The following is a 24,887-nucleotide window of genomic DNA, read 5'->3' on the forward strand; positions in this document are numbered from 1 at the left end:
CTTCTCCTTCGTAGCGAAAGACAGGTCCTGAGATGGCACACAAGAAGGGCGCGAGCTCCTCGCGCAACGGTCGTGACTCCAACGCCCAGCGCCTCGGTGTGAAGCGCTTCGGTGGCCAGGTCGTGAAGGCCGGCGAGATCATCGTCCGCCAGCGCGGCACCCACTTCCACCCCGGCATCAACGTCGGCCGCGGTAAGGACGACACGCTGTTCGCCCTCACCCCCGGCGCCGTGCAGTTCGGTGCGCGTCGTGGCCGCAAGGTCATCGACATCGTGACAGTCGAGGCCTGAGTACCGGCTTCCGCGTAAGGGGGCGCACCGGTGACGGTGTGCCCCCTTCGCCTTTTTCTCGAGCGGCTCGTAGCGGGCCGCTCTGCATGTGCAGTGTGTGCCTGAGCAGTTTTTGAGAGGATCGAGACATGGCCAGCTTCGTAGACCGGGTGGTGCTTCATGCCGCCGGGGGAAACGGCGGGAACGGCTGCGCCTCGATCCGTCGCGAGAAGTTCAAGCCCCTCGCGGGGCCGGACGGCGGCAACGGCGGCGACGGCGGTTCCGTCAAGCTCGTCGTCGACGCGAACACCACCACCCTGCTCGAGTACCACCACTCGCCGCACCGTCGGGCGACGTCGGGCACCCAGGGGATGGGCGGCGACAAGGACGGCAGCAAGGGCGGCGACCTGATCCTGAAGGTCCCGGACGGCACCGTCGTGAAGGACCTGGACGGCAACGTCCTGGCGGACCTCGTGGGTGAGGGCGCCGAGTACGTCGTCGCCCCGGGCGGCAAGGGCGGACTGGGCAACCGGGCGCTGTCGTCGCAGACGCGCAAGGCCCCCGGCTTCGCGCTGCTCGGCGAGGAGGGCGACACCGCCGAGATCGAGCTCGAGGTCAAGACGATCGCCGACGTCGCGCTCGTGGGCTTCCCGAGCGCCGGCAAGTCGTCCCTGATCGCCGCGATCTCCGCCGCCCGGCCCAAGATCGCCGACTACCCGTTCACCACCCTGGTGCCGAATCTCGGCGTGGTGCAGGCCGGTCAGTCGCGGTTCACCGTCGCGGACGTCCCGGGCCTGATCCCGGGTGCGAGCGAGGGCAAGGGCCTCGGTCTGGAGTTCCTGCGGCACATCGAGCGCACGGCGATGATCGTCCACGTGCTCGACTGCGCCACCCTGGAGCCCGGTCGTGACCCGATCAGCGACCTCGACGTGATCGAGGAAGAGCTCGCCAAGTACGCCGGGGACATCGGCATCGAGGGCGGCCGGGTGCCGCTCAACGAGCGCCCCCGGCTCATCGTGCTCAACAAGATCGACGTACCCGAGGCCCGCGAGCTCGCCGAGTTCGTGAAGTCGGACCTCGAGGAGCGCGGGCTGCGCGTCTTCGAGATCTCGACCGCGAGCCACGAGGGCCTGCGCGAGCTGAAGTTCGCGCTGGCCGAGACCGTCGAGAAGGCCCGCGCCGCGGCGCCGCCGCCCGCGCCCGCCCCGGTCGTGCTGCGCCCGCGCGCCGTCGACGAGGCCCGGTTCACCGTGCGCCGTCTCGGTGGCGACGAGACCGGCTACTGGTTCGAGGTGCGCGGCACCAAGCCCGAGCGCTGGGTCAAGCAGACCGACTTCAACAACGACGAGGCCGTCGGCTTCCTCGCCGACCGGCTCGCGAAGATCGGCGTCGAGGACGGGCTGTTCAAGGCGGGCGCCGTCGCCGGCGACGAGGTGCGCATCGGCGACCCGAAGAACGCCGTCGTCTTCGACTGGGAGCCCACGCTGCAGACCGGTCCGGAGCTGCTCGGTGGCCGCGGCACCGACCTGCGTCTCGAGCAGAACGACCGGCCGACGCGCGGCGACAAGCGCCGGGAGTTCAACGAGCGCATGGACGCCAAGTCCGAGGCCCGGCGCGAGCTGTGGACCGAACGCGAGGCCGGCCACTGGACGGACCCGGACTCCGAGTGACCACTCCGCCGAGGTAGAACCCTGGCGAGGTAGAACTGTGGCGAGATAGAACCTGGCGGGGGGTCTCGACAAGCTCGACCACCGGTGGTCGAGCTTGTCGAGACCCTCGCCACAGTTCTGTCTCGGCGGTGGCGGGTGACCGGTGCGTGAAATGGCCGCGCGTCGCGGGCGGTACTCCGGCGAGGATGGGGGCGTGAGCTCCATCGAACCCTCGGTCAGCCCCCAGGATGCCCCGAGCGCCCGGTCCGTGATCGCCGGCGCCCGGCGCGTGGTGGTCAAGATCGGCTCGTCGTCCCTGACGGGCCCGGACGGGCACCTCGACGTCGGCGCGCTGCGCGGGGTCGTCGAGGTGCTGGCCGCCCGGCAGGCCGCCGGCACCCAGATAGTGCTGGTGACCTCGGGCGCGGTCTCGGCGGGCATCGGCCCGCTCGGTCTCGGCTCGCGGCCGCGCGACCTCGCCACCATGCAGGCGGCGGCGTCCGTGGGCCAGGGCCAGCTCGCCGGCCGGTACCAGGAGGAGTTCGCGGCGTTCGGGATCCAGATCGGCCAGATCCTGCTCACCGCCGAGGACACCGTCCGCCGCGCCCGCTACCGCAACGCGCAGCGGGCCCTCGAACGTCTGCTCGTGCTCGGCGTGGTGCCGGTCATCAACGAGAACGACGCCGTGACCACCGACGAGCTGAAGTTCGGCGACAACGACCGCCTGGCCGCGCTCGTGTCGCACCTCGTGCGGGCCGACGCGCTGCTGCTGCTGACGGACGTCGACGGCCTGCACGACGCGCCGCCGTCGCGCCCCGGCGCCCGGCGCATCCCGCAGGTCGACGACCTCGCCGAGATCGCGGGCGTCGAGGTGACCGCGCGCGGCAGCGCCGTCGGCACGGGCGGCATGGTCACAAAGCTGGAGTCGGTACGGATCGCCACCGGCGCGGGCGTCCCCACCGTCCTGACGCTCGCGAGCAACGCGGCGGCCGCCCTCGCCGGGGACGACGTCGGCACCTTCTTCTCCGCCACGGGTCGCCGCACGTCGGCGCGCCGCCTGTGGATCGCGCATGCGGCACGCACGGAGGGCCGCCTCCACCTGGACGACGGCGCCGCGCGTGCGGTGCTCGGCGGCCGCGCCTCGCTCCTGCCGGCCGGGATCACGAAGGCGGAGGGCCAGTTCGACGCGGGTGACCCGGTGGAGCTCGTCGGGCCCGACGGCACGGTGGTCGCGCGCGGGCTCGTCGCCTTCGACGCGAGCGACCTCCCCGCGCTCCTGGGGCGCTCCACGTACACGCTCCGCGAGGAGCTGGGGGGAGGGTTACGACCGCGTGGTCGTGCACCGGGACGACCTGGTGCTCGACCGGCCGGCCGGCTGACAGGTGCGGCCGTGATCTCCCCGGCTCGTCGCTGACTTCGGTCCGTTGCACAGACCCGTCATTGACTTCGGTCCGTTGCATGACGGCGCCGACCGTCCACACCACGGATTCGCCCTCGGCTCCGGTCCTCGCCCGACGTACTCTCGGAGCATGACGACAGCGATCCACGACGCGATACCTGCCGGAGGCGAGAGCACCGGAGCGGCCACGCCGCCGTCGGGCGCCGCGGAGGTGGACGTCACCGCAGCGGTGCGCGACGTCGCCCGGCGTGCGAAGGTCGCGTCGCGCACCCTCGCCACGGCGAACCGCATGACGAAGGACGCAGCGCTCGGCGCGATCGCGGGTGCCCTGGTCGGCGCCGCGGACCGGATAGTGGCCGCGAACGCCGAGGACCTGGAGCGGGGGCGCGCGAACGGGATGTCCGACGGGCTCCTGGACCGCCTCGCGCTGACCCCGGAGCGGATCGCGCAGATCGCCGACGCGCTGCGCGACGTCTCGGGCCTGCCCGACCCGGTCGGCGAGGTCGTGCGCGGGCAGACCCTGCCGAACGGCCTGCGCCTGCGCCAGGTCCGCGTGCCCATGGGCGTCGTCGGCATGATCTACGAGGCCCGGCCCAACGTCACGGTCGACGCCGCGGGCCTGGCGCTGAAGTCGGGCAACGCGGTGATCCTCCGCGGCGGGAGCGCGGCGGCGGCGTCGAACGACGTGATCGTCACGGTGATGCGGGACGCGCTGACGGCGCAGGGCCTGCCGGCCGACCTCGTCCAGACGATCGACGCGTACGGCCGGGCCGGCGGCGTGGCGCTCATGCGCGCCCGCGGCCTCGTGGACGTGCTCATCCCGCGGGGCGGCGCCGACCTCATCCAGACGGTGGTCCGCGAGTCCCTCGTGCCCGTGATCGAGACGGGCGTCGGCAACGTGCACGTCTACGTGGACGCCACCGCCGACGTCGCCATGGCCGTCGCGATCGTGATGAACGCCAAGACCCAGCGGGTAGGCGTCTGCAACGCCGCGGAGACGCTCCTCGTGCACCAGGACGCCGCGGCCGGCTTCCTCCCGGCGGCCCTCACCGCGCTGTCCGACGCCGGTGTGGTGCTGCACGGCGACCCGGCGGCCATGGCCTTCGCCCCGGCCGGTGCCGACATGGTGCCCGCGACGGACGAGGACTGGGCGACCGAGTACCTCGCGCTGGAGCTCGGCGTCCGGGTGGTGCCGTCGCTCGACGAGGCGATCGAGCACATCCGCACCTGGTCCTCCGGGCACACCGAGGCGATCGTGACGCGCGACATCGCGGCGGCCGACAAGTTCGTCGCGGAGGTCGACTCTGCGGCGGTGATGGTGAACGCGTCCACCCGGTTCACCGACGGCGGCGAGCTGGGCCTGGGCGCCGAGATCGGTATCTCCACGCAGAAGCTGCATGCTCGTGGTCCCATGGGACTGACCGAGCTCACCACCACCAAGTGGGTGGTGACGGGGGACGGGCACGTCAAACCGTGACGGCCCGTCGGCGTCCGGAGATTTCCCCAGGATCTCCTTGCGGCCCAGTGCCACGATGTACAGGCCGCAATTCGTCCGTGAGAGACTAAAGCCCACCTGAGCACGTCCGACTGGGAGGAACCCCCGTGCTGCACAACGCTGTCCTGGCCGCCGAGGCCGCTACGGAGCACGCCAACGAGCCGATCGCACCGATCGTCCTCGGCCTGATCGCCTTCGGCTCCCTCGTGGCCGCGCTGGTCGTCACGTACGCGTTCCGCAACGTCGGCAACCGACACTGATCCGCCTGACGGGGAGCCTGACGACCAGATGAGTGCACCCACGGTATGAGTGCCCCTACTGGGAGCAGGCCGCGCATCGGGGTGATGGGCGGTACGTTCGATCCCATCCACCACGGCCACCTCGTCGCCGCCAGCGAGGCGGTCGCCCACCTGGGGCTGGACGAAGTCGTCTTCGTCCCCACGGGCCGACCGGGATTCAAGCAGCAGCAGCGGGTCACCCAGGCCGAGCACCGTTATCTCATGACGGTGATCGCGACGGCGTCGAACCCCCGCTTCACGGTGAGCCGCGTCGACATCGACCGAGCGGGCCTCACCTACACGGTGGACACCCTCCGGGACCTGCGCCAGCAGCGGCCGGAGGCGGACCTCTATTTCATCTCTGGTGCGGACGCCATCCAGCAGATTCTTCGGTGGAAGGATGCCGAGAAGCTGTGGGACATGGCACACTTCGTCGCTGTCACACGGCCAGGGCACAAGCTCTCCGTTGACGGGCTTCCTCGGGACGGTGTGACGACGCTCGAGGTGCCTGCGCTAGCCATCTCCTCGACCGACTGCCGTCGTCGGGCCGAGGAGGGGTTGCCGGTCTGGTATCTGGTGCCTGACGGCGTGGTCCAGTACATCGCCAAGCACGGACTGTATCGAGGTCTTCACGATGAGTGACAACAATGGTCGTCCCATGACGCGCCGCGAGATTCGCGAGCGTGAGGCTGCCGCTGCGGCCGCAGCCGCCGGTGGTACCGGTGGCAGCGCCTATCCGCCCCAGGGCGGGCAGCAGCAGCCTCCGCACCGTGGCGCGCCCGCGCCCGAGGGCGGCGGCTGGTCGCCGCAGACCCCGCCGGTCGCCCGCCCCCCGCAGGCGACGGGCGGCTCGCGCGGTGTGGACGCGACCGGTCGCCTGACACCCGTGCAGCAGCCTGGCGGCAACCCGCCGCCGTACGCCCCCGGTGCGCCCGGACAGGGCCGGCCGGGTGCCGCGCCGTCCGGTCCTGGTGGCCAGGGTGCCGCGCCGTCCGGCCCCGGCGGCTTCGCTCCCGGTCGTGGCCAGCAGGCCCCGGGTCCCGGTGGCCCCGGCCAGCAGGGCCCGGGCGGACAAGGCCCGCAGGGCGGGCCGCCCAGCCCGTTCGGCGCCCGTCCGTCCGCCGCGCCCGTGCCACCCGCCCCGCAGCAGGGTCGGTCGGGCAGGTTCGGTGGGCAGAACGCTCCGCAGGGCCCCGGTCCTGGCATGCCGCCGGCTGCCGGCCGGCCCGGCGACCCCGGCCAGACGGCGCAGTGGGGACCCCCTCCTTCCGGGCCCACCCAGTCGCCGTCGGGCCCGCCGTCACCGTTCGGGACGCGACCCGGAGCACCTGCGGGCCTCGGCCAGCAGCGTCCCGGGAGCCTTGCCCCGCCGGCCGGAGGCCCGTCGAGCGGTCCGATGGCCGGCGGCGCTCCCGCGCCCGCACTTCCCTGGGAGGCCGGTGCCGCGGCGGCCCCGCAGTCGCTGCCGCCGGGCGGGGCGCCCACGGCCCCCGGTTCCCCGTTCCCCGGGCGTCCCGGTGCGGCGGGCGGCCCTGGCGGCCCCGGCTCCGGCCCGGTGGGCGGTCCTGGACAGCAGTTCCCGGGCGCACCCGGCGGCCAGTTCGCTGCCGGCCCGGCGGCGCCGTCCCGCAACTCCCGCCGCGAGGTGGAGGAGGAGTGGGACGAGGAGGAGGACGAGGGCCCGCAGTACACCTGGCTGCACTACATCATCCTGGTGGTCGTGGCATTCGTGCTGGGCCTCCTGATCTGGAACCTGGTGCTCAAGGGCGACAGCGGCGCCGTCACGGGCGCTGCCGGCCTGCTGGGCAGTCTGCCGGGCAGCCTGCCCGGCTTCAACGGAGGAGATGCGGCATGACCGCTACGGAGCGGGCCACAGAGCTTGCGATCATCGCTGCGCGAGCCGCGAGCAGTGTCAAGGCGCAGGAGATCATCGCGCTCGACGTGAGCGAGCAGCTGGTGCTCACCGACGTGTTCCTCATCGCGTCCGGTGCCAGCGAGCGTCAGGTCTCCGCGATCGTCGACGCGGTCGAGGAGCAGCTCTTCAAGGAGGGCGTCAAGCCGATCCGCCGGGAGGGCAAGGCGCAGGCGCGCTGGGTGCTCATCGACTTCGGTGACGTCGTCGTGCACGTGCAGCACGCCGAGGACCGCACGTACTACGCGCTCGAGCGGCTGTGGAAGGACTGCCCGGCGATCGACCTCCCGGAGGACGCCCAGGGCGGCGGCGACACCGGCGAGTACAGCGACCCCGACGACGGCGCCATCTACCTGGCGGGGGACTCGCGCCGGTGACAGCTGGGACGGTAGTGCTGCTGCGCCACGCGCGCACCGCGTACAACGCGGGACTGCGGCTGCAGGGTCAGATCGACATCCCGCTCGACGAGGTCGGGCGGTGGCAGGCGGAGCAGGGCGCCACGGCCCTCGCGGCGTCGCACAAGGCTTCCCTCGTGGTCGCCAGCGACCTCGGGCGTGCCCGGGACACGGCAGCCGCCTACGCGCGGCACGTGGGCCTGGAGGTCGTGACCGACGCCGGGCTGCGCGAGCGCTCGTTCGGCATCTGGGAGGGCATGACCGACGCCGAGATCGCCGAGCGCTGGCCGGACGAGCACGCGGTCTGGCGGAGCGGCGGGGAACCCCCGGTCGAGGGGGTCGAGTCCAAGGACGTGGTCGCCCGCCGGATGGAGGAGTCGGTGCTGCGGCACGCCGAGGCGCTGAGCGCGGGGGAGACCCTGGTCGTGGTCTCGCACGGTTCGGCGATCACCCAGGCGATCACGCGGCTGCTGGGCCTCGACCCGGCGACCTGGCGTGGGCTGCACGGCCTGCACAACGTGCACTGGTCGCACCTGCACGCCTCCGCGCCGGGCGCGGCACCGGCCTGGCGGCTCGTCGCGCACAACGTGGGCGCCGGATACCCGCTCGACACCTGGCAGTCAGGGCCGGAGGCCCGGCAGTAGGTGCCCGGGTTCTCGGCGGGGCTGTCGGCGGGATCGTCGGCCGGATCGTCGGCGTGATGGAACGCACGCAGGTTTTGATTTGGTCCCTGGCGTAGGTCTGCATAGACTAACCACGCTCGCCCGGCCGGATGGCTGGGGGAGACCAGTTCGGGGCTGTGGCGCAGCTGGTAGCGCACCTGCATGGCATGCAGGGGGTCGGGGGTTCGAGTCCCCCCAGCTCCACCGAAACACCTGGTCAGAGGCCATTACGGAATCCTGTAACAAGGAGGAAGGGATGGCCTCTCGCTATTGGCTCACCAGTTCGGCGCCCGTCCCGGACGAGACTCCCGGAGGGCTTGCAGGTTCCTGCAAGCTGCGTCCGCGCGGCTGGTGTTCACTGCGTCCTACGAAGCAACGGGCAGACCGGCCGTGTACTGGCGGTGGTCTCCGGCGCCGCAACGTGCGCCGCCATCCGTGACCAGGCGCAGCAGCGCTCGTCTGCCAGCGCCGGGGCGGTCAGGTCCCCACGTGAATACAGGAGGCACTCATGGTTCAGAAACTCACCCGAGCACTGCTGACGTTCGCGCTCGTGGTCGGCGCGCTCATCGTGGCGCCGAACTCGGCCACAGCCGCCGGCACGTGTGCGGGTACGCGAATCGACACGATCACGCACCGCAGCAGCGTGACGGACAACGTCGTCGCCCACACCGGGATCTACAAGCTGAGCAACACCCGGTACTGCGTCCGCTCGCTCAAGTACGGAGTACTGAACGGCACGCAGACGTGGATGAATCTCAAGGTCTACGAAACGCTCGGCCGGACCACGGTGGACCTCCTCGATGAGGACTACGGACACTTCTACGAGTATGCGGGACCTCTCACGGTCACCGTTTCCTCGTCTGACCGTTGCGTCGCATTCGGTCTGGACATGAAGAACCGAGGCGGCAGCTACATCGTCGACAGCGACGACGTCTATGGTCCTTTCTGCTGAGTACGGTCTGGCCCGGATCCGTGGGTAGCTGGGAGCAGCTGGTAACCCTGGCGTCGATGCCGGGCGAGTCCGGCTGAAGAACGGGAGCGGTGATCTCGTGGCACGGCGTGCCGGTCAGGACGAGATCACCGCTCCTGAGTGCTGGTGCCAGCACTGCAGCCTTACCGCCAGGCTGCTCCCGGCCCCTGGTCCAGCCTGACCAGGGTCTCCGCGCGCTCCCGCCGGCCGGCGTCGTCCAGCCCGAGGCCCGACGCCGTCGACGCCCCGCAGAAGACGTCCGACCCCGGCAGGTTCCCGTCGAGCAGGAACCGCGTGGTGGTGTTCAGCGCGCAGGGGTTGTCGTCATAGACGTAGACCCCGTGCCCGCCGCTGTCGACGCTGACCAGCCGGGCCCGGTCGCCGAACGCCTCGCGAGCGATCTCGCCGCCCCGGTGCGGCGTCGCCGGGTCCCGCAGGTTCTGCAGCACGAGGACGTTCTCCGGTCCCTCGTCCGCGAACTTCACCGGCGGGTCGACCGGGTCGTTGTGCCAGTAGGCGCACGGCGTGATGTTCGCCGCCGCCGCACCGAACAGCGGGTAACGCTCGCGGTCGACGGCGACGGCGCGCCGGTAGGTGCTGACGTCTTCGGCCCAGTCGGTGTCGTTGCAGGTGACGGCGAGGAACGCGGACCAGGTGTTGTCGTAGGGCGAGGGGGTCGCCGCCTCCCCGGCGGGCTGCTGGACGGCGTCCGCCGCGCGCGGCGCGCCCGCGACGGGCTCCAGCTTCTCCGCGTACCGGCGGGCGGACGCCGCGTCGGCGTCGGCCAGCGACTGCCAGAGCTGCGCGGCCATCGGGAAGCTGCTGTCGCCGTAGGCCGCGACGAACATGTAGAACCGGAAGGTGCCGCCGTCGATCCCCGCGACGGGCCGGCGCTCGAGACGGTCCGCCTGGGCGAGGAAGTTCTTCCGCACCTGGCCGGGTGTCCGGCCGATCCCGTAGCTGTCGTGCCGCTGCGCCGCCCAGGTCGCGAAGTCGGGGAAGCGGTCCTCCATGCCGAGCCCGAACCTGCGCAGGCTGCCCCGGTCGAGCGACGTCGCGCCGAGGTTGCTGTCCACCACTATCCGGTCGCCCTGTTCGGGGAACAGCGAGGCGTAGGCGGCGCCCAGCGCAGTGCCGTACGACGCGCCGTAGAAGCTGAGCTTCTCCTCGCCGAGCGCCTCCCGGATCTGGTCCATGTCGCGTGCGGTGTTGGCCGTCGTCATGTGCTGCATGCGGCCCTCCGGGTCGTTGGCCGCGCACTGGTCGGCGATCTTCCGCGCGAACCGTGCCTGCTCGGTGACCGCGGCGGCGTCCTCGGCGTACCGCGGGACGTTGCCCGGGTAGTTCTGCTCGACCGTGAAGCCGCAGCTCACCGGTGCCGAGTGGCCCACCCCGCGCGGGTCCATGCCGATGAGGTCGTAGGCGTCCAGGACCGTCGACGGCATGCCGAGCCCGCTCATGTCCGCCGGCTGCGAGAGGCCCGAGCCACCAGGCCCGCCGGGGTTCAGGAGCAGTACGCCCTGCCGGTCAGCGGGTTTCGTGCTGGCCAGCCGGGAGATCATGATCTCGATCGTCGTCCCGTCGGGCTGGTCGTAGTCCAGCGGTACGGGGACCGTCGCGCACTCCAGCTGTGCCCGCGCTGCTTCCGGCATGTCCGCCGGACAGGCTCCCCACTCCGGCCCGCTCGTCCGTTCCTCGTCGCCGGCGGCCGGCGCGGCCAGCAGCGATCCGGCGAGCCCCGCCGTCGCCGCCAGCGCCAGCCCGGCCCTGATCATCCGTCGTGCATCCATCTCGCACCCCTCGTCCGGTCGCTCTTGCTCGACACGTGCGAGATCCACTCCAGACCGTGTTCCAGGAACAGGGTCAACCGCTCGGTGCTGTGACGCGGGTCACCGTGCCGACGGTGGGTGGGTCGATGGTGGGTGGGCCGACGGCGGGTGTGTCGACGATCACCGTCCCGTCGGCGTCGGTGCCATTGACCTCAACCGGGGTTGAGGTTCTAGCGTCGGACGTATCGACATCTTGCGATGAGAGGACCGGAAATGCCTGTCTACACCCTGCCTGACCTGCCCTACGACTACGCGGCGCTCGAGCCGCACATCAGTGGGCGGATCATGGAGCTGCACCACGACAAGCACCACGCCGCGTACGTGGCGGGCGCCAACGCCGCGCTCGACGCGCTGGCCGCGGCACGGGACACCGGCGACCTCGCCGCGGTGAACCTGCACGAGAAGAACCTCGCGTTCAACCTGGGCGGGCACACCAACCACACGGTGTTCTGGCACAACCTCTCGCCCGAGGGCGGCGGCGAGCCGGACGGCGAGCTCGCGGCGGCCATCGCCGACCAGTTCGGCAGCTTCGCGGCGTTCAAGGCCCACTTCGCGGCGGTGGCGACGGGTATCCAGGGCTCCGGCTGGGCCGTGCTCGGCTGGGACAGCATCGGCGGGCGGCTGCTGGTGTTCCAGCTGTTCGACCAGCAGGCGAACGTGCCGCTGGGCGTCACGCCCCTGCTGATGCTCGACATGTGGGAGCACGCCTTCTACCTGGACTACCTCAACGTCAAGGCCGAGTACGTCAAGGCGTTCTGGAACCTGGCGAACTGGTCCGACGTCGCAAGCAGGCTCGACCGGGCGCGCGCCACCACGGGAAGCCTCATCACCGCGGCGTGACCGTGCGGGACGGTGAAGGGTCGCCCTGGTGGGCGGCGTCGGGCGGCGAAGGCTCGCTTTGGTCCCAGCGGCCTCATCGGTCTAGACTGACGACGCTCGCCCACGTGGGCGAACACCCTTTCGGGGCTGTGGCGCAGCTGGTAGCGCACCTGCATGGCATGCAGGGGGTCGGGAGTTCGAGTCTCCCCAGCTCCACCGAAACATCTGGTTCAGAGGCCATCTCGTGCCCCTCGAAAGAGGGGGAACGAGATGGCCTCTCAGCATTTGCGCAGCAGGTCGCCCCGATCTCCGTGGTCGATTCGACCGGGTGAATTCGACGTGGCAGCCGGGGGCGTCAATGTGCCGGGCAGAGATCATGGCCGATAATTCGGTTCTCGTCCGTTGCGATCGTGGTGGGGAGTCCCTTCCCGATCGATTTCGAGGGAGATTCATGATGGGTGTGGTCGCGGCAACGAGTGCGGGTGGGGACGTGCCCGAGTCCTTGAACCTGGACTTCTCGGCGTTCGGTCTCGACGGTGAGTTCACACGCCTTCGGCTTCGGGTCATGGACGCGCTCGCGCGCCTGCAGGTGGAACGGTCCAGGGTGGTGAGCGCGATGGAACGTGGCCAGCGTGTCGCCGCGCGATTCCTCGGGCGCGGTGCGCAGGACGTCAATGTGGCGATGGTCAAGGCGGCGGGGTCCTGGCGCGTACTGGATTCGATCCGCAGTTCCGGCACGGTCGAGCAGCTCTCGGTGAGCCTTCCGAACAACGCCTATCACATGAAGGCGGGCCTGCGGATGACCAGCGTGTGGCACCGTTCTGGCCTCGATCCCGATGTCCGGCTCATGCTCGCCGGCGAGGATCCGTCGGCGTACTTCTTCAGTTACGCGCCGCTCCCGATGAAGATCATCGACCGGCGGAGTGTGCTCCTCGAAGGGCCGAGGGTCGCCGGCGAGATGACGGTGATCGACGTCGAGGACCCGGCGTGCCTGGCGGCGGCCCGGGGGTACTGGGACGCGGCGGTGAGCGGCATGTATCCCTGTGACGCCGAGACAGCGGCACTGGCGGACCTGACCGTGCGACAGCGCCGTGTCATCGCGCTGATGCTCACCAGCTCTTCCGACGACGACATCTCCCGGAGGCTCGGCGTGAGCGTCCGAACCGTGCGCACGGAGATCGCCGTGGTGCTCAGCATGCTGGACGCGCCGAACCGGTTCGTGGCCGGGGTACGCCTGCGCGAGCGGCTGGGGATCCGCCCCGCAGGCGGCTGACGGTCTGGTCCACGGTGTCCTGGCCCTCGGTCAGGACCCGCCAGGTCCCGCGGGATCGCCGCCGGCGGACCCGGCGCGCGGCGTTGCAGGATGCTGCAAACTTCGGCCCACTGGCTGGTGCACCCTCTGTACGCGATGCGTCGGTGTCGCACCCGCCGGGGCGAGCTCCTGGTGGGTTCCCCAGGACCGAGGACGAGAATGAGACCGAAGACCCATGCGCGCGGGGCGCTGATGATCGCGCACCGGTTCGACCGGGCATACAGGACGATGACGGCTGCCGTGTCCGTGCTCGCGGTGTCCGCGCTCACGATGTCCGTGGCGATGCCGGCGACCGCCGTCGTCGGTCCGTCGGCGGACCACACGTTCGCCGTCCGGCTGGACATCGGTACCGGGGACAGCAACCGGGCCTGCAGCGGTGCGCTGGTCTCCCCGGGCTGGGTGCTGACTGCCGCGAGCTGCTTCGAGGCGACACCCGGCGCCGGCGACCCGCCGTCGGGCAAGCCGGCACAGCCGGTGACGGCGACCGTGGGGCGCCCGGACCTGACCACGACGACCGGGGCCGTCCGCGCGGTGGTCGAGCTGGTCCCGCACGAGTCTCGCGACCTGATGATGGCCAGGCTGGAGACACCGGTCACGGGCGTCACGCCCGTGACGCTCGGCGTGACCTCGCCCGCCGCGGGCAACACGTTCACCGCGCTCGGCTACGGGCGCACGGCCACGGAGTGGGCGCCGCTGCACCTGAAGTCGGGCGCGTTCGCCGTCGACACCGTGACCGGCGGCGACGTCGCCCTGACCGGTCAGGGCGGCGCGGCGGTCTGCGCCGGGGACGCCGGCGGCCCGGTGCTGCGCACGGTGTCCGGAGAGGTCTCCCTGGTCGCGGTCAGCAGCCGGTCCTGGCAGGCCGGGTGCTTCGGCGCGGACCCTGCAGAGACGCGCACCGGGGCGGTCGCCACGATGGTCACCGACGTTCGCGACTGGGCCCTGGACCTGGTGGCGAACCACTACCCGGTCACCTGGTCGGCCGCGCACAGCACCTCCACCGTCCACCAGGACAACTCCTCGGTAGCCGTCTCCCACAACGGCACCTGGACGGCGGTGGTGTGGACCGGGGACGACGGCGCCGACCCGGCCGACGACCTGCACTCCCGGGTCTGGCTGAAGGTCTACCAGAACGGCGTCACCAGGTTCACGAAGGCCGTCACCGTCTACGACGAGCCGAAGAGCTGGAGGTTCCGGCACCCCGACGTCGGAATCCGGAACGACGGCACGGCGATCGTGGCGTTCATGGCCGACCACGACGGGGACGGGACGTCCGAGGCGCGGGTGAAGTCGTTCGACTCCACCGGCACCCAGAACGGCGACCAGGATGTCAACACCGCCATGACCCGGCAGATGATCACGCCGCGGATCGCCATCGACCCCGACGGGCTCGGCTTCGCCGTCGCCTACGAGTACGGGTACTTCGGGTCCACGGAGGCCAACACGGTGCGGGTGGCCTACTTCAACAGCGTGGGGTCCGGCATGGCGTGGGACAAGCAGGTCAGCACCAACGGCAGCAGCCGCAACCCCGACGTGGCCATGGGCGCGAACGGCAACGCGATCGTCGCCTGGGACCGGGACTACAACGCGAACGGCGACGTGGACGTCGCCGTGCGCGGCTTCGCCCCGAGCGGGGCCGAGGTGCTGCCCGGCTACGTCGTCAACACCAACCGGACCGGCGTGCAGCGGGACGTGAGCATCGCGGCGAACTACGACGGGCACTTCGCCGTCGCCTGGGACACCGACGAGAACGGGACCGACCAGGTAGCGGTGCGCTCCTTCACCGCGGGCGGCACCCCCGGCCCGATCACGCTGTCGTCGCTCCGCGCGGCGCAGCCGAGGGTGGGTGTCGACAGCCAGCGCCGCGTGGTCCTGGCGGTGCGTGCAAGCGGCGAGGTGCTCGTCCAGGGCTTCACGGCAAGCGGCACGACCGCCGACACGCTACCGCCGATCACGGCCACGCCGAGCGCTGACAGCAACTTCTACGTCAACCCGGAGATCGCCGTCGGCGCCACCGGGAAGATCACGCTGACGTACAGCAAGTCCGTCACCACCACCGGATTCAAGAACATCCAGGTCGGCACCGGCCTGTTCAACGGGCGCTGGTAGGCGCCCTCCCCGTCCCCGGGTGGTGCGGCGTGACCCAGACTCCGCCGCACCACCCGGCTCCAGAACTCTTGACCTGCAAGGAGAGACAGATGAACGTCACGATGACCCGGTCCGCGCCGCGGGCCGCCCTCGGGGTACTGGCAGCCGCTGCGGTGGCGGTCGGAGCCCTGTTCGCCTTCTCGGCGAACGCCGACGCCACCCAGACGGGGATCGCTGCCGAGGAACTGCCGCCGTCGGCGGTGGAGGACTTCAGCTATCCGGCCGCCGTGCAGGCGGAGGTGGCGCAGTACGGGATCGAGCTGATCCGTGGTGACGGCCACATCGTCTACCTGGGCGACTGCACCGGCCGCACCGACGCGAACCTCCGGCTCCAGGGCCGCGGCTTCCCCGACTACGACGGTGACGGTGCCGGCGACTACATCTGCTTCCGGGTCGACGGCCCGACCGGATACCTCAAGGTGAGCATCCCCGCAGCCAACGGCATCCGCACCGGCAGCTTCGACGCCGAGGTGACGATGACGCTGGACGGCGAGACCCACACCTACGACGTCCCGGCGGGCGGCTGGAGCCCCATCGGCGAGACCGCCGAGCACGACGATCTCGACTACACGCTCGTCGAGATCCGTATCTGACCGCACCGACAGAGAGGAACGATCATGTCTCCTGCGCACTGGACCAGACGTCAGGTGCTGACCACGATGGCCGGCGCGGCCTTCATCCCCCTCCTTCCGGCGGGTGTGGCGTGCGCTGCTGCGCCCGCGGTCGCCTTGACCGGATCGTCCGACATCCCTGAGGGAGCAGGCCTGCCGGACACGGACCGCGGCCGCGTCGTCTGGGCGTACAAGACCGGCGGCCGAGCCGTCCGGGACGCTGCCGCGTCCGTCCTCAGGGGCGACGACGCGGCCGTCGCGACGTTCCTCGCCACCGGCCTGGCCGCCGCGACGGCGGAGGACAACCGCGCGGCGCTCCTCGACTCCGTACCGTTCTCCGGCCGGTCCGTCCGGTCGGCGGTCAGCACGGCGCTCGACGGCGGCGACGCCGCGGTGGCGACCTTCCTGTCCGGCGGCTTCAGCGGCGCGGTGCAGGAGGACTACCGCGCCGAGGCGCTGTCGGTGCACAGCACCGGAGGCACCGCCGTCCGACGTGCCGCCCAGGCGGCCCTGGACGACGGCACCACCGCCGTGCTGCGCGCGTTCATCGAGGACGGCCAGTACGACGCACAGGACGAGGACGACCGGGCCGAGGTGCTCAGCATCCTGAGCACCGCAACACCCCGGGTCGCCGAGTACGCGCAGCGGGCCCTCGACGACGCCGACCCGGACGCGATCACGTGGTTCCTGGTCACCGGCCAGTACATCGCCAGGGCGCGGGACGAGGAAGCGGCGACCATCGACCAGCTCCTCACGATCGTGGAGAACGAGAGCCGGCGCGCGACCCGCAGCGCCGACGACGCCGTGCTCCAGTCGGAACGGGCCGTGGACGCCGCGGCCCGGACCAAGGCGGCGGCGCTCGAGGCGAAGGCCGAGGCGGAGGCAGCGGGCGACGACGTCGCTCGTGCCGCCCGTGCGGCCAAGCGGGCCGCCCGCGCGGCCAACGGTGCGGCGAAGGCCGCCACCACCGCGATCGACGCGTCACGCGTGGCACAGTCGGCGGCGCACCGGGCGACGCGTGCCGCACAGGCGGCGGCGTCCGCCGCAGGGGCGGCGAGCCGCGCCGCCGCCCGCGCCTACAGCACGTCCATCGCGGCGTCCAAGGACGCCGCGAACGCCGGTGCCGCACGCCAGGCCGCGGAGGCGGCCCGCGACGCCGCAGTCCTCGCGGACTCGGCCGCGGGTGCGGCCGACGCGGCGGCCACCGCGTCGTGGAACGCGTCAGCGGCGGGCAGCGCCGCGGCGTCCGCGGCGGTCAACGCGGCGGAGTCGGCGTTGGCGGCGTCCGCGGCGGCAGACGCCGCGGGTGTCGCACAGAGCGAGGCCGCCGAGGCGCGTCGCCAGGCGGCCAAGGCCGACGCGGCGGCCGAACGCGCGACGAGCGCGGCACGGATCTCGACCGCCCTCGCCCGCAAGGCGGCTCAGGCAGCGGAGTCGGCCCGGGACGCCGCCCGAGGTGCCGCGGCACACGCGCGAAACGCGGCGGCGGCGGCCGACGAGGCGGCGGACCACGCCGGCGACGCGATCGAGTACGCCAAGCGCTCGAACACGGCGGCAACGGCGGCTCGTGCCGCGGCGGAGGCGGCCCAGGCCGCGCTCGACCAGGCCGCCACGGTAGCGGCCGACGCGGCGCAGGCGGAGCTCGACCGTCTGGCGGACGATGCTGCGCAGGCCGTCCAATGGGCTCAGGCGGATGCGGAGGAGGAGGCGACCCGGATCACCCGTGCCAGTAAGGACCGCACCCAGGAGGCCCTGCAGTCCGAGGAGTTGCGGGCCCTGATCGCCCAGGCGGAGACCGCCCACGCGGCCGGGGACGTGCCGACCGCGCTCGACGCAGGGCGGCGGGCTGCCGTGCTGCTGCTCGACTCACCGAGCACCTGGACCAGGACGGCCGCCGAACGCATGCTGGCCGGCTCCGACGAGGACGAGCTCGTGTGGATCAGCACCGACCGGGTCAGCGCCCTGCGCCTCGACGACCGGGAGACCGCGAAGTCGATCTCCGCCGCGTCGCCCGCGGCGGTCACCCGGGCCGCGGCTGCGGTGCTGGCCGGCGACAGCGAGGACGCAGTGCGCGCGTTCGTCCGGGGCGGGGCTGCCGTCGCGGGCGTGGACGACAACCGGGCGAGCATCCTGGAGATCCTCGCCGAGGCCCCGGGCCGTGCCGTGCGGGCCGCCGCCGGGGCGGCGCTGGACGACGGGCGGCCGGCCGTGCTGCAGAGCTTCCTGAAGAACGGGTTCTTCGTGGCGCTCAAGGAGGACGAGCGGGCCGAGATCCTGGCCCTCCTGGACACCGGCGGCCCCTACACCCAGGGGGCCGCCCAGATCGCGCTCGACGGGACGACCGCCATGCGGCACGCGTTCGTGACGTCCGGGAAGCCTCACATGGCGCGGCTCGACCAGGACCGCGAGGCGCACCGCTCCGCGATCGCCGCCATGCTCGCGCGTGCCGCGGTGACCGTCGAGGAAGCCTGGGCGGACGCGGCCCGTGCGTCGGACGCGGCGGCGACGGCGAACGGAGCCGCGGACGAGGCGAGGATGTGGCGGGAGCGTGCGGCGTCCTGGGCGGCGCGGGCCCAGGCGTCAGCCTCCGAGGCGCGGTCGCACGCCGATGCCGCCGAGGAGTCGGCGGACGCGGCCCGGCAGTCCGCCGCGTCGGCACGCCAGGCGGCCGCCGTGGCACAGGACGCGCGACGGACCGCGAACTACGCGGTGCGGCAGGCGATGATCTCGGCGAGCTCTGCCACCGTGTCCGCGTTCGACGCGCAGCGCTCGGCGTCCAGCGCCCGGGCGGCCGCGCTCGCGGCGGGCCAGGACGCCGCCGCGGCGGCGACCGCCGCCCAGCAGGCCGCCATCGTCGCGTACGTGCGCAAGCAGCAGGAGGACGCGGTGAAGACCGAGCAGGAGGCGGAGCGGAAGCAGGGCCACGAGGATCTCGTGACTGATCCCCGGGAGGACTTCCAGGACCTCACCTCGGGCGACGCCGTCGTCTACTGCTACGAGGGCCGCGACCCGGACGCACCCGACTGGTCGGGGACGGAGATCAACTGGGCGCAGATCTGGAGTCACTCCGCCACGATGACGGCTACGGTGAAATCGGCTGTCGACAAGAGCATCTTCGCCAGGACGAAGGGGACCGACAAGTACGCGATGCTCGCTTCGGAGACGTTCGGCGCTTTCGTCCTGCTGGAGTCCGGCCTGAACTCGTGGGCATCCCGGCGGCAGTACGGCAAGCACAGCAAGCAGTACCAGGACGCCCGTGCGGCCTTCGTGGTCGAGTCGTCTTACTACACCAAGGGAAAGATCATCGAGAAGATGATCAAGAAGACGGTTCCGGACGTCGGCCAGGACGTGGTCGACCTGACGCTGTCGAAGCTCAAGCTGGGCGACTCCATCGGTTCGGGGATCAGCGCGTTCCAGGGCTACTGGACCTGGTAGGTCCCGAGCACCCGCACACCCCTCACGCGTCCCCGCCCGCCAGCCGGGCGGGGACGCCTGGCGTCCATGTTCCGGACATTTGAAATGTCCCCAAGACGGCCCGCGAATGCGGTTACGACGTCCCCCTCTTCAAGGCGAGATTGGGCATACCGGCGCAGACCCCCAGGCGTCGGGCACTCCAGGACTCGCCCCTACGGGAGAAGACCGTGACCGAGAAAGCCCTGACCGCGCCACCGACGACGCCACCCGCCACGACAGCGTGCCTGGTGGCGCTCGATGTCGACGGCACGCTCTCGTTGGACGGGCACATTCCTGACGCGACGGTGACAGCGGTCCAGGCGACTGTCGCATCGGGCCATCACGTGGTGATCGCGACGGGCCGGTCCCTGGTCGGGGTGGCGCCGATCGTCAAGCGGCTCGGGCTGCGTCGAGGCCGCGTGATCTGCTCCAACGGCGCGGTGACCGCGTGCATCGTCGACAGCCGTCTGATCGTCGAGGACGCGGTGCGGTTCGACGCCGGCCGCGTACTGCAGCGGGCCCGCGACGCCATTCCGGACGCGCTGCTCGCGACCGAGGTCCTGGGCAAGGGCTACCAGGTCAACGCCCCGTTCCCGGACGGGCTGCTCAACGGCCGGCAGCAGGTCGTGGGGCGCACCCCTGACCTGTGGGCCGCGCCCACCACGCGCGCCGTCGTGCACGCGGCCGACGTCGCCCGGCTGGGGCGCGAGCTGGGCTGGTTCGACGTGACCGTCACGCTGGGCTCGACCACCGAGCCCGGTGACTGGCTCGACCTGACGGCGCCGAGCCTGTCGAAGGCAAGCGCCCTGGAACGTGTTCGCCGTCGTCTACGAGTTGCCCCGCAGCACACGATCGCGGTCGGTGACGGGCACAACGACCTGCCGATGTTCGAGTGGGCGGCCCGCGCGGTCGCGATGGGGAACGCGCCGGCCGAGGTCCGGTGTGCGGCCGGTGAGGTGTGCGGGAGCATCACCGAGCACGGTGTGGTGGACGTGCTGCGTTCGATCGCGGGTAAGCAGTAGGCCCCGAGCCGTCAGGGCAGGACCGGCCCGATGGAGACCATCAGGCAGAGCGCCAGGACGGCCACGAGCGAGAACCGGAACATCTGTCGCGCCCAGCGGTCGTCGTCGTCCGCCCGGAGCCCGGCGATGCCGAGCCAGGTCCAGTAGGCGCCGACCGCGCCCATCACCACGGTGTAGACGATCCCGACGTAGCCGAACACGGGCAGGAGCAGGGTCGAGACGACGAACGCCACCGTGTAGGCCAGGATCTGGATCTTCGTGTTCCGGATGCTCCGGACCACCGAGATGACCGGGACGCCGGCCCTGGCGTACTCCTCGTGCCGGTAGATCGCGATCGAGTAGAACTCGGGCATCTGCCAGAGGAAGACGGCGAGGAAGACGAGCACCGCGCCGACGTCGACCACACCGGAGACCGCCACGTACCCGGCGAGGACCGGTGCGGCGCCCGAGACGCTGCCGACGAGCGTGCCGTGGATCGAGAGGCGCTTCGAGAGCATCCCGTAGAGCACGACGTAGACGACGAACCCGCCGAGCCCGACGGCCACCACCAGCCAGTTCGTCCAGGCGACGAGCATCGCCATGCCGACGACGCCGAGCACCACGCTGAAGACGACGGCGGGTCGCGCCCCGATGCTGCCGGTGACCGTCGCCCGCTTCCTGGTGCGGTCCATGACGCCGTCGATGTCGCGGTCGAGCACGTTGTTGAGCACGCACGCCGACGCGATCACCAGCGTCGTGCCGACGACGAGAGCGGCGAACAGCCAGAGGTCCACCTGCCCGCGGCTCGCGAGCAGGAAGCCCGCGGCCGCCGTCAGCACGTTGCCGTAGAGCACCCCGGGCTTCGTCAGGGAGTAGTAGCGCGTGAGCGTGTCACGGAAGGTCGTGCCGTCAGCCCGGGCCGCGAGTGCCCCGTCGGTCCCGTCGACGCCGGTCAGGGTCGGGGCCTGCTTGATCGCGGTCATCCGGCGTGCGTCCGGACCACTACGCGGGAGAACCCGCCGTTCGAGCTGAGGGGTGTTCTCGGATCCACCGGCTCAGCCTACGTGAGCGGGCGCCGCGGGATGGTTCACGGCCGCCCCACGGCATCCGCCAGGGCCAGCACCGCGGCCCGCGGCCCCGCGTGCACCCGCACCTCGGTGCGGTGCACCAGCCGCGGGGCCGTGAGCGGGACGATCGCGAGGCCAGCGGGCGGGACGGCGTTCGACGGCACGGCATGCAGGCCGTGGCCCCCGCGGACGAGCGCCGCGACCGTGTCCGCCGAGGTCCCGGTGTACGTGGTGCCGCGACGCAGGCTCAGCCTGGCAGCGGACGCCAGCTCCGCCGTCGAGCAGGTGGCACCGGTCGTACCGAGCCACCGCGCGTCGGTGAGCGCCGCCAGATCGATCCCTGATCGCCGCGCGAGGGGATGGGTGGCGGGGAGCAGCACGCCGATCGGCGCCTCCCGCACCACCCGAACGACCAGGTCCGGGCCCGAGCCGGGCAACGGGTCGCCCGGTGCGGCGATGCCGTCCACGACCGCCACGTCGGTCCCACCCGACATGAGGGCGGCGGCCGCCGCGGCGGCGTCGACCACGACGACGGAGGCAAGTCGCCCGCCGACCGGGAGCAGCCGCTCGGTGGCCGGTGTGACGGCCACCGAGACCGGCGTGTCCTCGTCGTGCCCGGTCACCCGGGCCACCGCGGCCCGCGCGGCCTGCTCGTGCGCCAGGATCTGCCGGGCATGCCGCAGGAACTCGCGCCCGGCAGGCGTCGGGGTGACCGTCGGGCGCCGGGTCAGCAGCGGCGTCCCCGCCGTCCGCTCGAGACCCGCGACGTGCTGCGAGACCGCGGACTGGGTGAAGCCCAGGGCGCTCGCGGCCCGCGAGAAGGAGCCCGTCTCGGCGACGGTGGCCAGGCTGAGCAGGGCGCGGGTGTCCACGGCGCCAGTATCTCCCGGCGGGGCGCTCGGGTATCAGCAATTGCGATCCGGGCATCGGCATTCATCGTTGGACGTGATACACGGGGGCGGCCCAGCATGGGCGCATGAACCCCACACGCATCGCCCTGATCGGGGACCGTTCGACGGCGGTCCGGGCGCACGAACGGATCCCCGAGATCGCCGGCCGGTACGACGACGTCGACCTGCACTGGCTCTCGACCACCGACCTCACGCCCGCCGAGGCTGCGGGATTCGACGGCGTCTGGGTGGTCCCGGGTTCTCCCTACGCCGACGAGGACCGGGTCGTCGAGACGATCCGCGCCGCCCGGACGGGTGCGACGCCGCTGCTGGGAACGTGCGGCGGGTACCAGCACATGGTCCTGGAGTTCGCGCGCAACGTGGTGGGCATCGGGGCCCGGCATGCCGAGAGCCCGGTCATGGCGGACGCCGGGGACGCTCCGGCGTCGACCGCGCTCATCACGGAGCTGGCGTGCTCGCTCAAGGGCCGCAGCGGGCAGGTCGACGTCGTGCCGGGCAGCCGGGCGGCCGCGGCCCTCGGTGAGCGGAGCTTCGAGCGCTTCCACTGCTCGTTCGGGCTGACCGCCGCCGATGCCGAACCGCTGGTGGCGGCCGGGCTGGTCGTCTCGGGAACGAGCCCGGAGGGTGAGCCTCGGGTGGTCGAGCTGCCGGGCGACGGGTTCTGGCTGGGCACGGCGTTCCAGCCCGAGCTGGCGGACGCGCAGCCGCACGCCGTGATCGAGGCGTTCGTGACGGCTGCCCGCGCACGGGCGGTCCGGCGTGCGGCGGGCGCCGACGCGGCGGCCGTCCGGTGAGCCGTCCGGTGAGTTCTCCGGTGAATTTTCCGGTGAGGTACGTGACCGTGCCCGGGTACGGCGGGTCCGGGCCGGAGCACTGGCAGGCGCACTGGGAGCGCGACCTGCCGGCGGTTCGGTTCCGGCCCGCCTCGTGGGACGCGCCCGACGCGCGGGACTGGGCCGAAGCGTTGACCCGCGCCGTGTCGGACGGAGCCGGACCGGTCCTCCTCCTGGCGCACAGCCTCGGTTGTCTGACCGCCGCGTCGTGGCTCGCCGAGCACGGTCCGGACGAGGTGGCCGGTGCCCTGCTCGTCGCCGTCCCCGACGCTTCCGGGCCTGCGTTCCCTGCGGCCGCAGTCGCGGGCGGCTTCGAGGTCGTCCGACGTCGGCTCCCGGTCCCGGTCACCGTCGTCGTCTCGGAGGACGACCCGTACGCGGACGCGGGCTGGACGCGGGACCTGGCCGCCGTGTGGGGCGCCGAAGTCGTGGGAATCGGGGCGGCCGGCCACGTGAACGAGGCGAGCGGCGTCGGCCCCTGGCAGGCGGGGCGGGAGATCCTGCGGGGGCTCGTCGTCAGCCCGGCGTGACGATGCCTCGACCGGCGGTTCGCGCCGAACTAGGGTGACGAAAGGGCTTGAACCGGCCCGCTCAGCCGCCCTCCGGAGGAGTCGCCGTGCGACGCACCTCGCTCGCCACCAGCGCTCTGAACGTGCTGCTGCGCCCGGCGACCGCCGGGCCGCGGACACCCGACCGCACGTTCGACGCACTGGTGGTCAAGGCGGAGCGGAAGACGAGGGCGGACGCGGCGGCGGTCCCGGAGTTCGTCGACGATCTTCGCCTGCTCCTGCGCTCCTTCGCCGCGTGCCCCGGCCTGAGCCCGATGGGCTGGCAGAGCGTCGTCTCCGACGTCGGCGTCCGCCTGGAGAACCGGCTCCGGATAGACCGCCTCATCCATCAGTTTCCCGAGATCGAGGACGAGCCGATAGAGAACCCGGTGGTCGTCGTCGGTCTGCCCCGGACCGCGACGACGCTGGCGCACAACATCCTCGCCGGTTCGGAGGGGCATCGCGGTCCTGCCCTGTGGGAGCTGCTGTTCACCGACATCGACCGGGGCGAAGGGGCCCGGCGTGCCCACATCGAGGACACCCGGAAGATGGCGCGCGCGTTCATGCGGCTCGCCCCGGCGTTCCGGGTGATCCACCCGCTCGACGCCGAGAAGCCCGACGAGTGCACCTACGTGCTGCCCCACGGGACCTCCCACCTGGCGCGGGCGGACATGCCCGACTACGACCGCTGGCAACGGAGCCGGCACTACCTGCCGGACTACGGCTACCTCAAGCAGGCGGTCCAGGTGCTGCAGCACGGCCGCCCACGACGCCGGTGGGTGCTCAAGTCGCCCACGCACCTCGCCCACCTGCCGGAGCTCCTCGCGGTGTTCCCGGGCACGACCGTCGTGTGGACGCACCGGGACCCGGTAGCGGCGATCGGGTCGGTGTGCTCGATGGTGGAGACCACCCAGGCGCTGCACGTCCGCAGACCCGACCCGCACGTCATCGGGCGGACGTGGCTGGAGCTCCAGGCCTCCGCCGTCGAGCGGGCGCGTGCGGCACGCGCCGAGGCCCCCGCGACGTCGTTCGTCGACGTTCCCTACGCCTGGCTCGCCGACGAACCGCACGCACGCATGCCGGAGCTCTACGAGCGGATCGGCGCGACATGGACGGACCGTGACGCGGCAAACCTGGACGCCGTCCTCGCGCGCACCCGTCCCGGGCGCTCGCACGAGTACGAGCTGTCCCGGTACGGGCTGGCAGCGTCGGATGTCGGGCCCGCGTTCGGCGACTACGCGGACCGGTACTGCGCGGCCTGAGCCAGGTGGGCGGCGCCGCCCCGCACGGCGTGGCACTGAGGCGTCCGGCTTGATGTCCACCCTG

At 72.1% G+C, this 24,887-nt stretch carries 21 protein-coding genes, 2 tRNA genes and 1 pseudogene; 21 read left to right on the forward strand and 3 right to left on the reverse strand.

The window, feature by feature from the left end:
• Positions 1-32: 32 nt before the first annotated feature.
• The 11 genes and pseudogenes from rpmA (at position 33) to ACNYC2_RS04760 (ending at position 9,011) form a co-directional block, all read left to right on the forward strand.
• Positions 33-290, forward strand: coding sequence for a 50S ribosomal protein L27 (rpmA, locus tag ACNYC2_RS04710; RefSeq protein WP_108495115.1), 258 nt, complete (start codon positions 33-35; stop codon positions 288-290).
• Between the two features lie 128 nt (positions 291-418).
• Positions 419-1,939 carry a GTPase ObgE gene (gene obgE, locus ACNYC2_RS04715; RefSeq protein ID WP_419705914.1) on the forward strand — a complete coding sequence of 507 codons (1,521 nt, stop codon included), beginning with the start codon at positions 419-421 and terminating at the stop codon, positions 1,937-1,939.
• Between the two features lie 193 nt (positions 1,940-2,132).
• Positions 2,133-3,297 (forward strand): annotated as a pseudogene (gene proB, locus ACNYC2_RS04720) (glutamate 5-kinase).
• Positions 3,298-3,447: 150 nt separating this feature from the next.
• On the forward strand, positions 3,448-4,794 hold the full coding sequence (locus tag ACNYC2_RS04725; RefSeq protein WP_419705915.1) for a glutamate-5-semialdehyde dehydrogenase: 1,347 nt from the start codon (positions 3,448-3,450) through the stop codon (positions 4,792-4,794).
• A 125-nt stretch (positions 4,795-4,919) separates the two neighbouring features.
• The gene (locus tag ACNYC2_RS04730) at positions 4,920-5,072 is read left to right on the forward strand and encodes a hypothetical protein (protein ID WP_165827280.1); all 153 of its coding nucleotides are present in this window, start codon (positions 4,920-4,922) and stop codon (positions 5,070-5,072) included.
• 45 nt (positions 5,073-5,117) lie between these two features.
• On the forward strand, positions 5,118-5,732 hold the full coding sequence (gene nadD, locus ACNYC2_RS04735; protein WP_377225141.1) for a nicotinate-nucleotide adenylyltransferase: 615 nt from the start codon (positions 5,118-5,120) through the stop codon (positions 5,730-5,732).
• Positions 5,733-5,748: 16 nt separating this feature from the next.
• Positions 5,749-6,945, forward strand: coding sequence for a hypothetical protein (locus tag ACNYC2_RS04740; RefSeq protein WP_419705916.1), 1,197 nt, complete (start codon positions 5,749-5,751; stop codon positions 6,943-6,945).
• A complete protein-coding gene (gene rsfS / locus ACNYC2_RS04745) occupies positions 6,942-7,379 on the forward strand; it encodes a ribosome silencing factor (RefSeq protein ID WP_357448398.1) in 438 nt (145 codons plus the stop codon). Before ACNYC2_RS04740 ends, rsfS begins: the two co-directional genes overlap by 4 nt.
• A complete protein-coding gene (locus tag ACNYC2_RS04750) occupies positions 7,376-8,041 on the forward strand; it encodes a histidine phosphatase family protein (protein ID WP_419705917.1) in 666 nt (221 codons plus the stop codon). The genes rsfS and ACNYC2_RS04750 overlap by 4 nt, the downstream gene beginning before the upstream one ends.
• A 149-nt stretch (positions 8,042-8,190) precedes the next feature.
• Positions 8,191-8,263, forward strand: a tRNA-Ala gene (locus ACNYC2_RS04755).
• A 304-nt stretch (positions 8,264-8,567) separates the two neighbouring features.
• Positions 8,568-9,011 (forward strand): hypothetical protein, encoded by a 444-nt coding sequence (locus tag ACNYC2_RS04760; protein ID WP_419705918.1) that lies wholly within the window; start codon positions 8,568-8,570, stop codon positions 9,009-9,011.
• 161 nt (positions 9,012-9,172) lie between these two features.
• Here ACNYC2_RS04760 and ACNYC2_RS04765 read toward each other — a convergent pair whose 3' ends face one another.
• On the reverse strand, positions 9,173-10,819 hold the full coding sequence (locus ACNYC2_RS04765; RefSeq protein ID WP_419705919.1) for an alpha/beta hydrolase: 1,647 nt from the start codon (positions 10,817-10,819) through the stop codon (positions 9,173-9,175).
• A gap of 252 nt (positions 10,820-11,071) precedes the next feature.
• Between ACNYC2_RS04765 and ACNYC2_RS04770 the strand changes: the two genes are divergently transcribed.
• From ACNYC2_RS04770 to ACNYC2_RS04800, 7 genes are all read left to right on the forward strand, one after another.
• Positions 11,072-11,698: a superoxide dismutase gene (locus ACNYC2_RS04770; protein ID WP_419705920.1), complete on the forward strand. Its 627-nt coding sequence runs from the start codon at positions 11,072-11,074 to the stop codon at positions 11,696-11,698.
• A 122-nt stretch (positions 11,699-11,820) separates the two neighbouring features.
• A tRNA-Ala gene (locus ACNYC2_RS04775) sits at positions 11,821-11,893 on the forward strand.
• 349 nt (positions 11,894-12,242) lie between these two features.
• A complete protein-coding gene (locus ACNYC2_RS04780) occupies positions 12,243-12,950 on the forward strand; it encodes a helix-turn-helix transcriptional regulator (protein ID WP_419705921.1) in 708 nt (235 codons plus the stop codon).
• Positions 12,951-13,148: 198 nt separating this feature from the next.
• Positions 13,149-15,098: a S1 family peptidase gene (locus ACNYC2_RS04785; RefSeq protein WP_419705922.1), complete on the forward strand. Its 1,950-nt coding sequence runs from the start codon at positions 13,149-13,151 to the stop codon at positions 15,096-15,098.
• 89 nt (positions 15,099-15,187) lie between these two features.
• Positions 15,188-15,730, forward strand: a complete 543-nt coding sequence (locus ACNYC2_RS04790) for a hypothetical protein (protein ID WP_419705923.1) — start codon at positions 15,188-15,190, stop codon at positions 15,728-15,730.
• Positions 15,731-15,754: 24 nt separating this feature from the next.
• Complete coding sequence (locus tag ACNYC2_RS04795) at positions 15,755-19,183, forward strand: ALF repeat-containing protein (protein WP_419705924.1); 3,429 nt, start codon at positions 15,755-15,757, stop codon at positions 19,181-19,183.
• Positions 19,184-19,389: 206 nt separating this feature from the next.
• Complete coding sequence (locus ACNYC2_RS04800) at positions 19,390-20,223, forward strand: HAD family hydrolase (protein ID WP_419705925.1); 834 nt, start codon at positions 19,390-19,392, stop codon at positions 20,221-20,223.
• A gap of 11 nt (positions 20,224-20,234) precedes the next feature.
• Here ACNYC2_RS04800 and cyoE read toward each other — a convergent pair whose 3' ends face one another.
• Together cyoE and ACNYC2_RS04810 are read right to left on the reverse strand one after the other, a co-directional pair.
• Positions 20,235-21,185, reverse strand: a complete 951-nt coding sequence (gene cyoE, locus ACNYC2_RS04805; protein ID WP_419705926.1) for a heme o synthase — start codon at positions 21,183-21,185, stop codon at positions 20,235-20,237.
• Between the two features lie 104 nt (positions 21,186-21,289).
• Positions 21,290-22,141 carry a LysR family transcriptional regulator gene (locus ACNYC2_RS04810; protein ID WP_419705927.1) on the reverse strand — a complete coding sequence of 284 codons (852 nt, stop codon included), beginning with the start codon at positions 22,139-22,141 and terminating at the stop codon, positions 21,290-21,292.
• 104 nt (positions 22,142-22,245) lie between these two features.
• Between ACNYC2_RS04810 and ACNYC2_RS04815 the strand changes: the two genes are divergently transcribed.
• From ACNYC2_RS04815 to ACNYC2_RS04825, 3 genes are all read left to right on the forward strand, one after another.
• The gene (locus ACNYC2_RS04815) at positions 22,246-22,974 is read left to right on the forward strand and encodes a glutamine amidotransferase-related protein (RefSeq protein WP_419705928.1); all 729 of its coding nucleotides are present in this window, start codon (positions 22,246-22,248) and stop codon (positions 22,972-22,974) included.
• Positions 22,975-23,006: 32 nt separating this feature from the next.
• Complete coding sequence (locus ACNYC2_RS04820) at positions 23,007-23,543, forward strand: RBBP9/YdeN family alpha/beta hydrolase (protein ID WP_419705929.1); 537 nt, start codon at positions 23,007-23,009, stop codon at positions 23,541-23,543.
• An 86-nt stretch (positions 23,544-23,629) separates the two neighbouring features.
• On the forward strand, positions 23,630-24,823 hold the full coding sequence (locus ACNYC2_RS04825) for a sulfotransferase family protein (RefSeq protein ID WP_419705930.1): 1,194 nt from the start codon (positions 23,630-23,632) through the stop codon (positions 24,821-24,823).
• Positions 24,824-24,887: the final 64 nt, after the last annotated feature.

The sequence above is a fragment of the Promicromonospora sp. NFX87 genome, assembly GCF_048564965.1.
Lineage (GTDB): Bacteria > Actinomycetota > Actinomycetes > Actinomycetales > Cellulomonadaceae > Promicromonospora.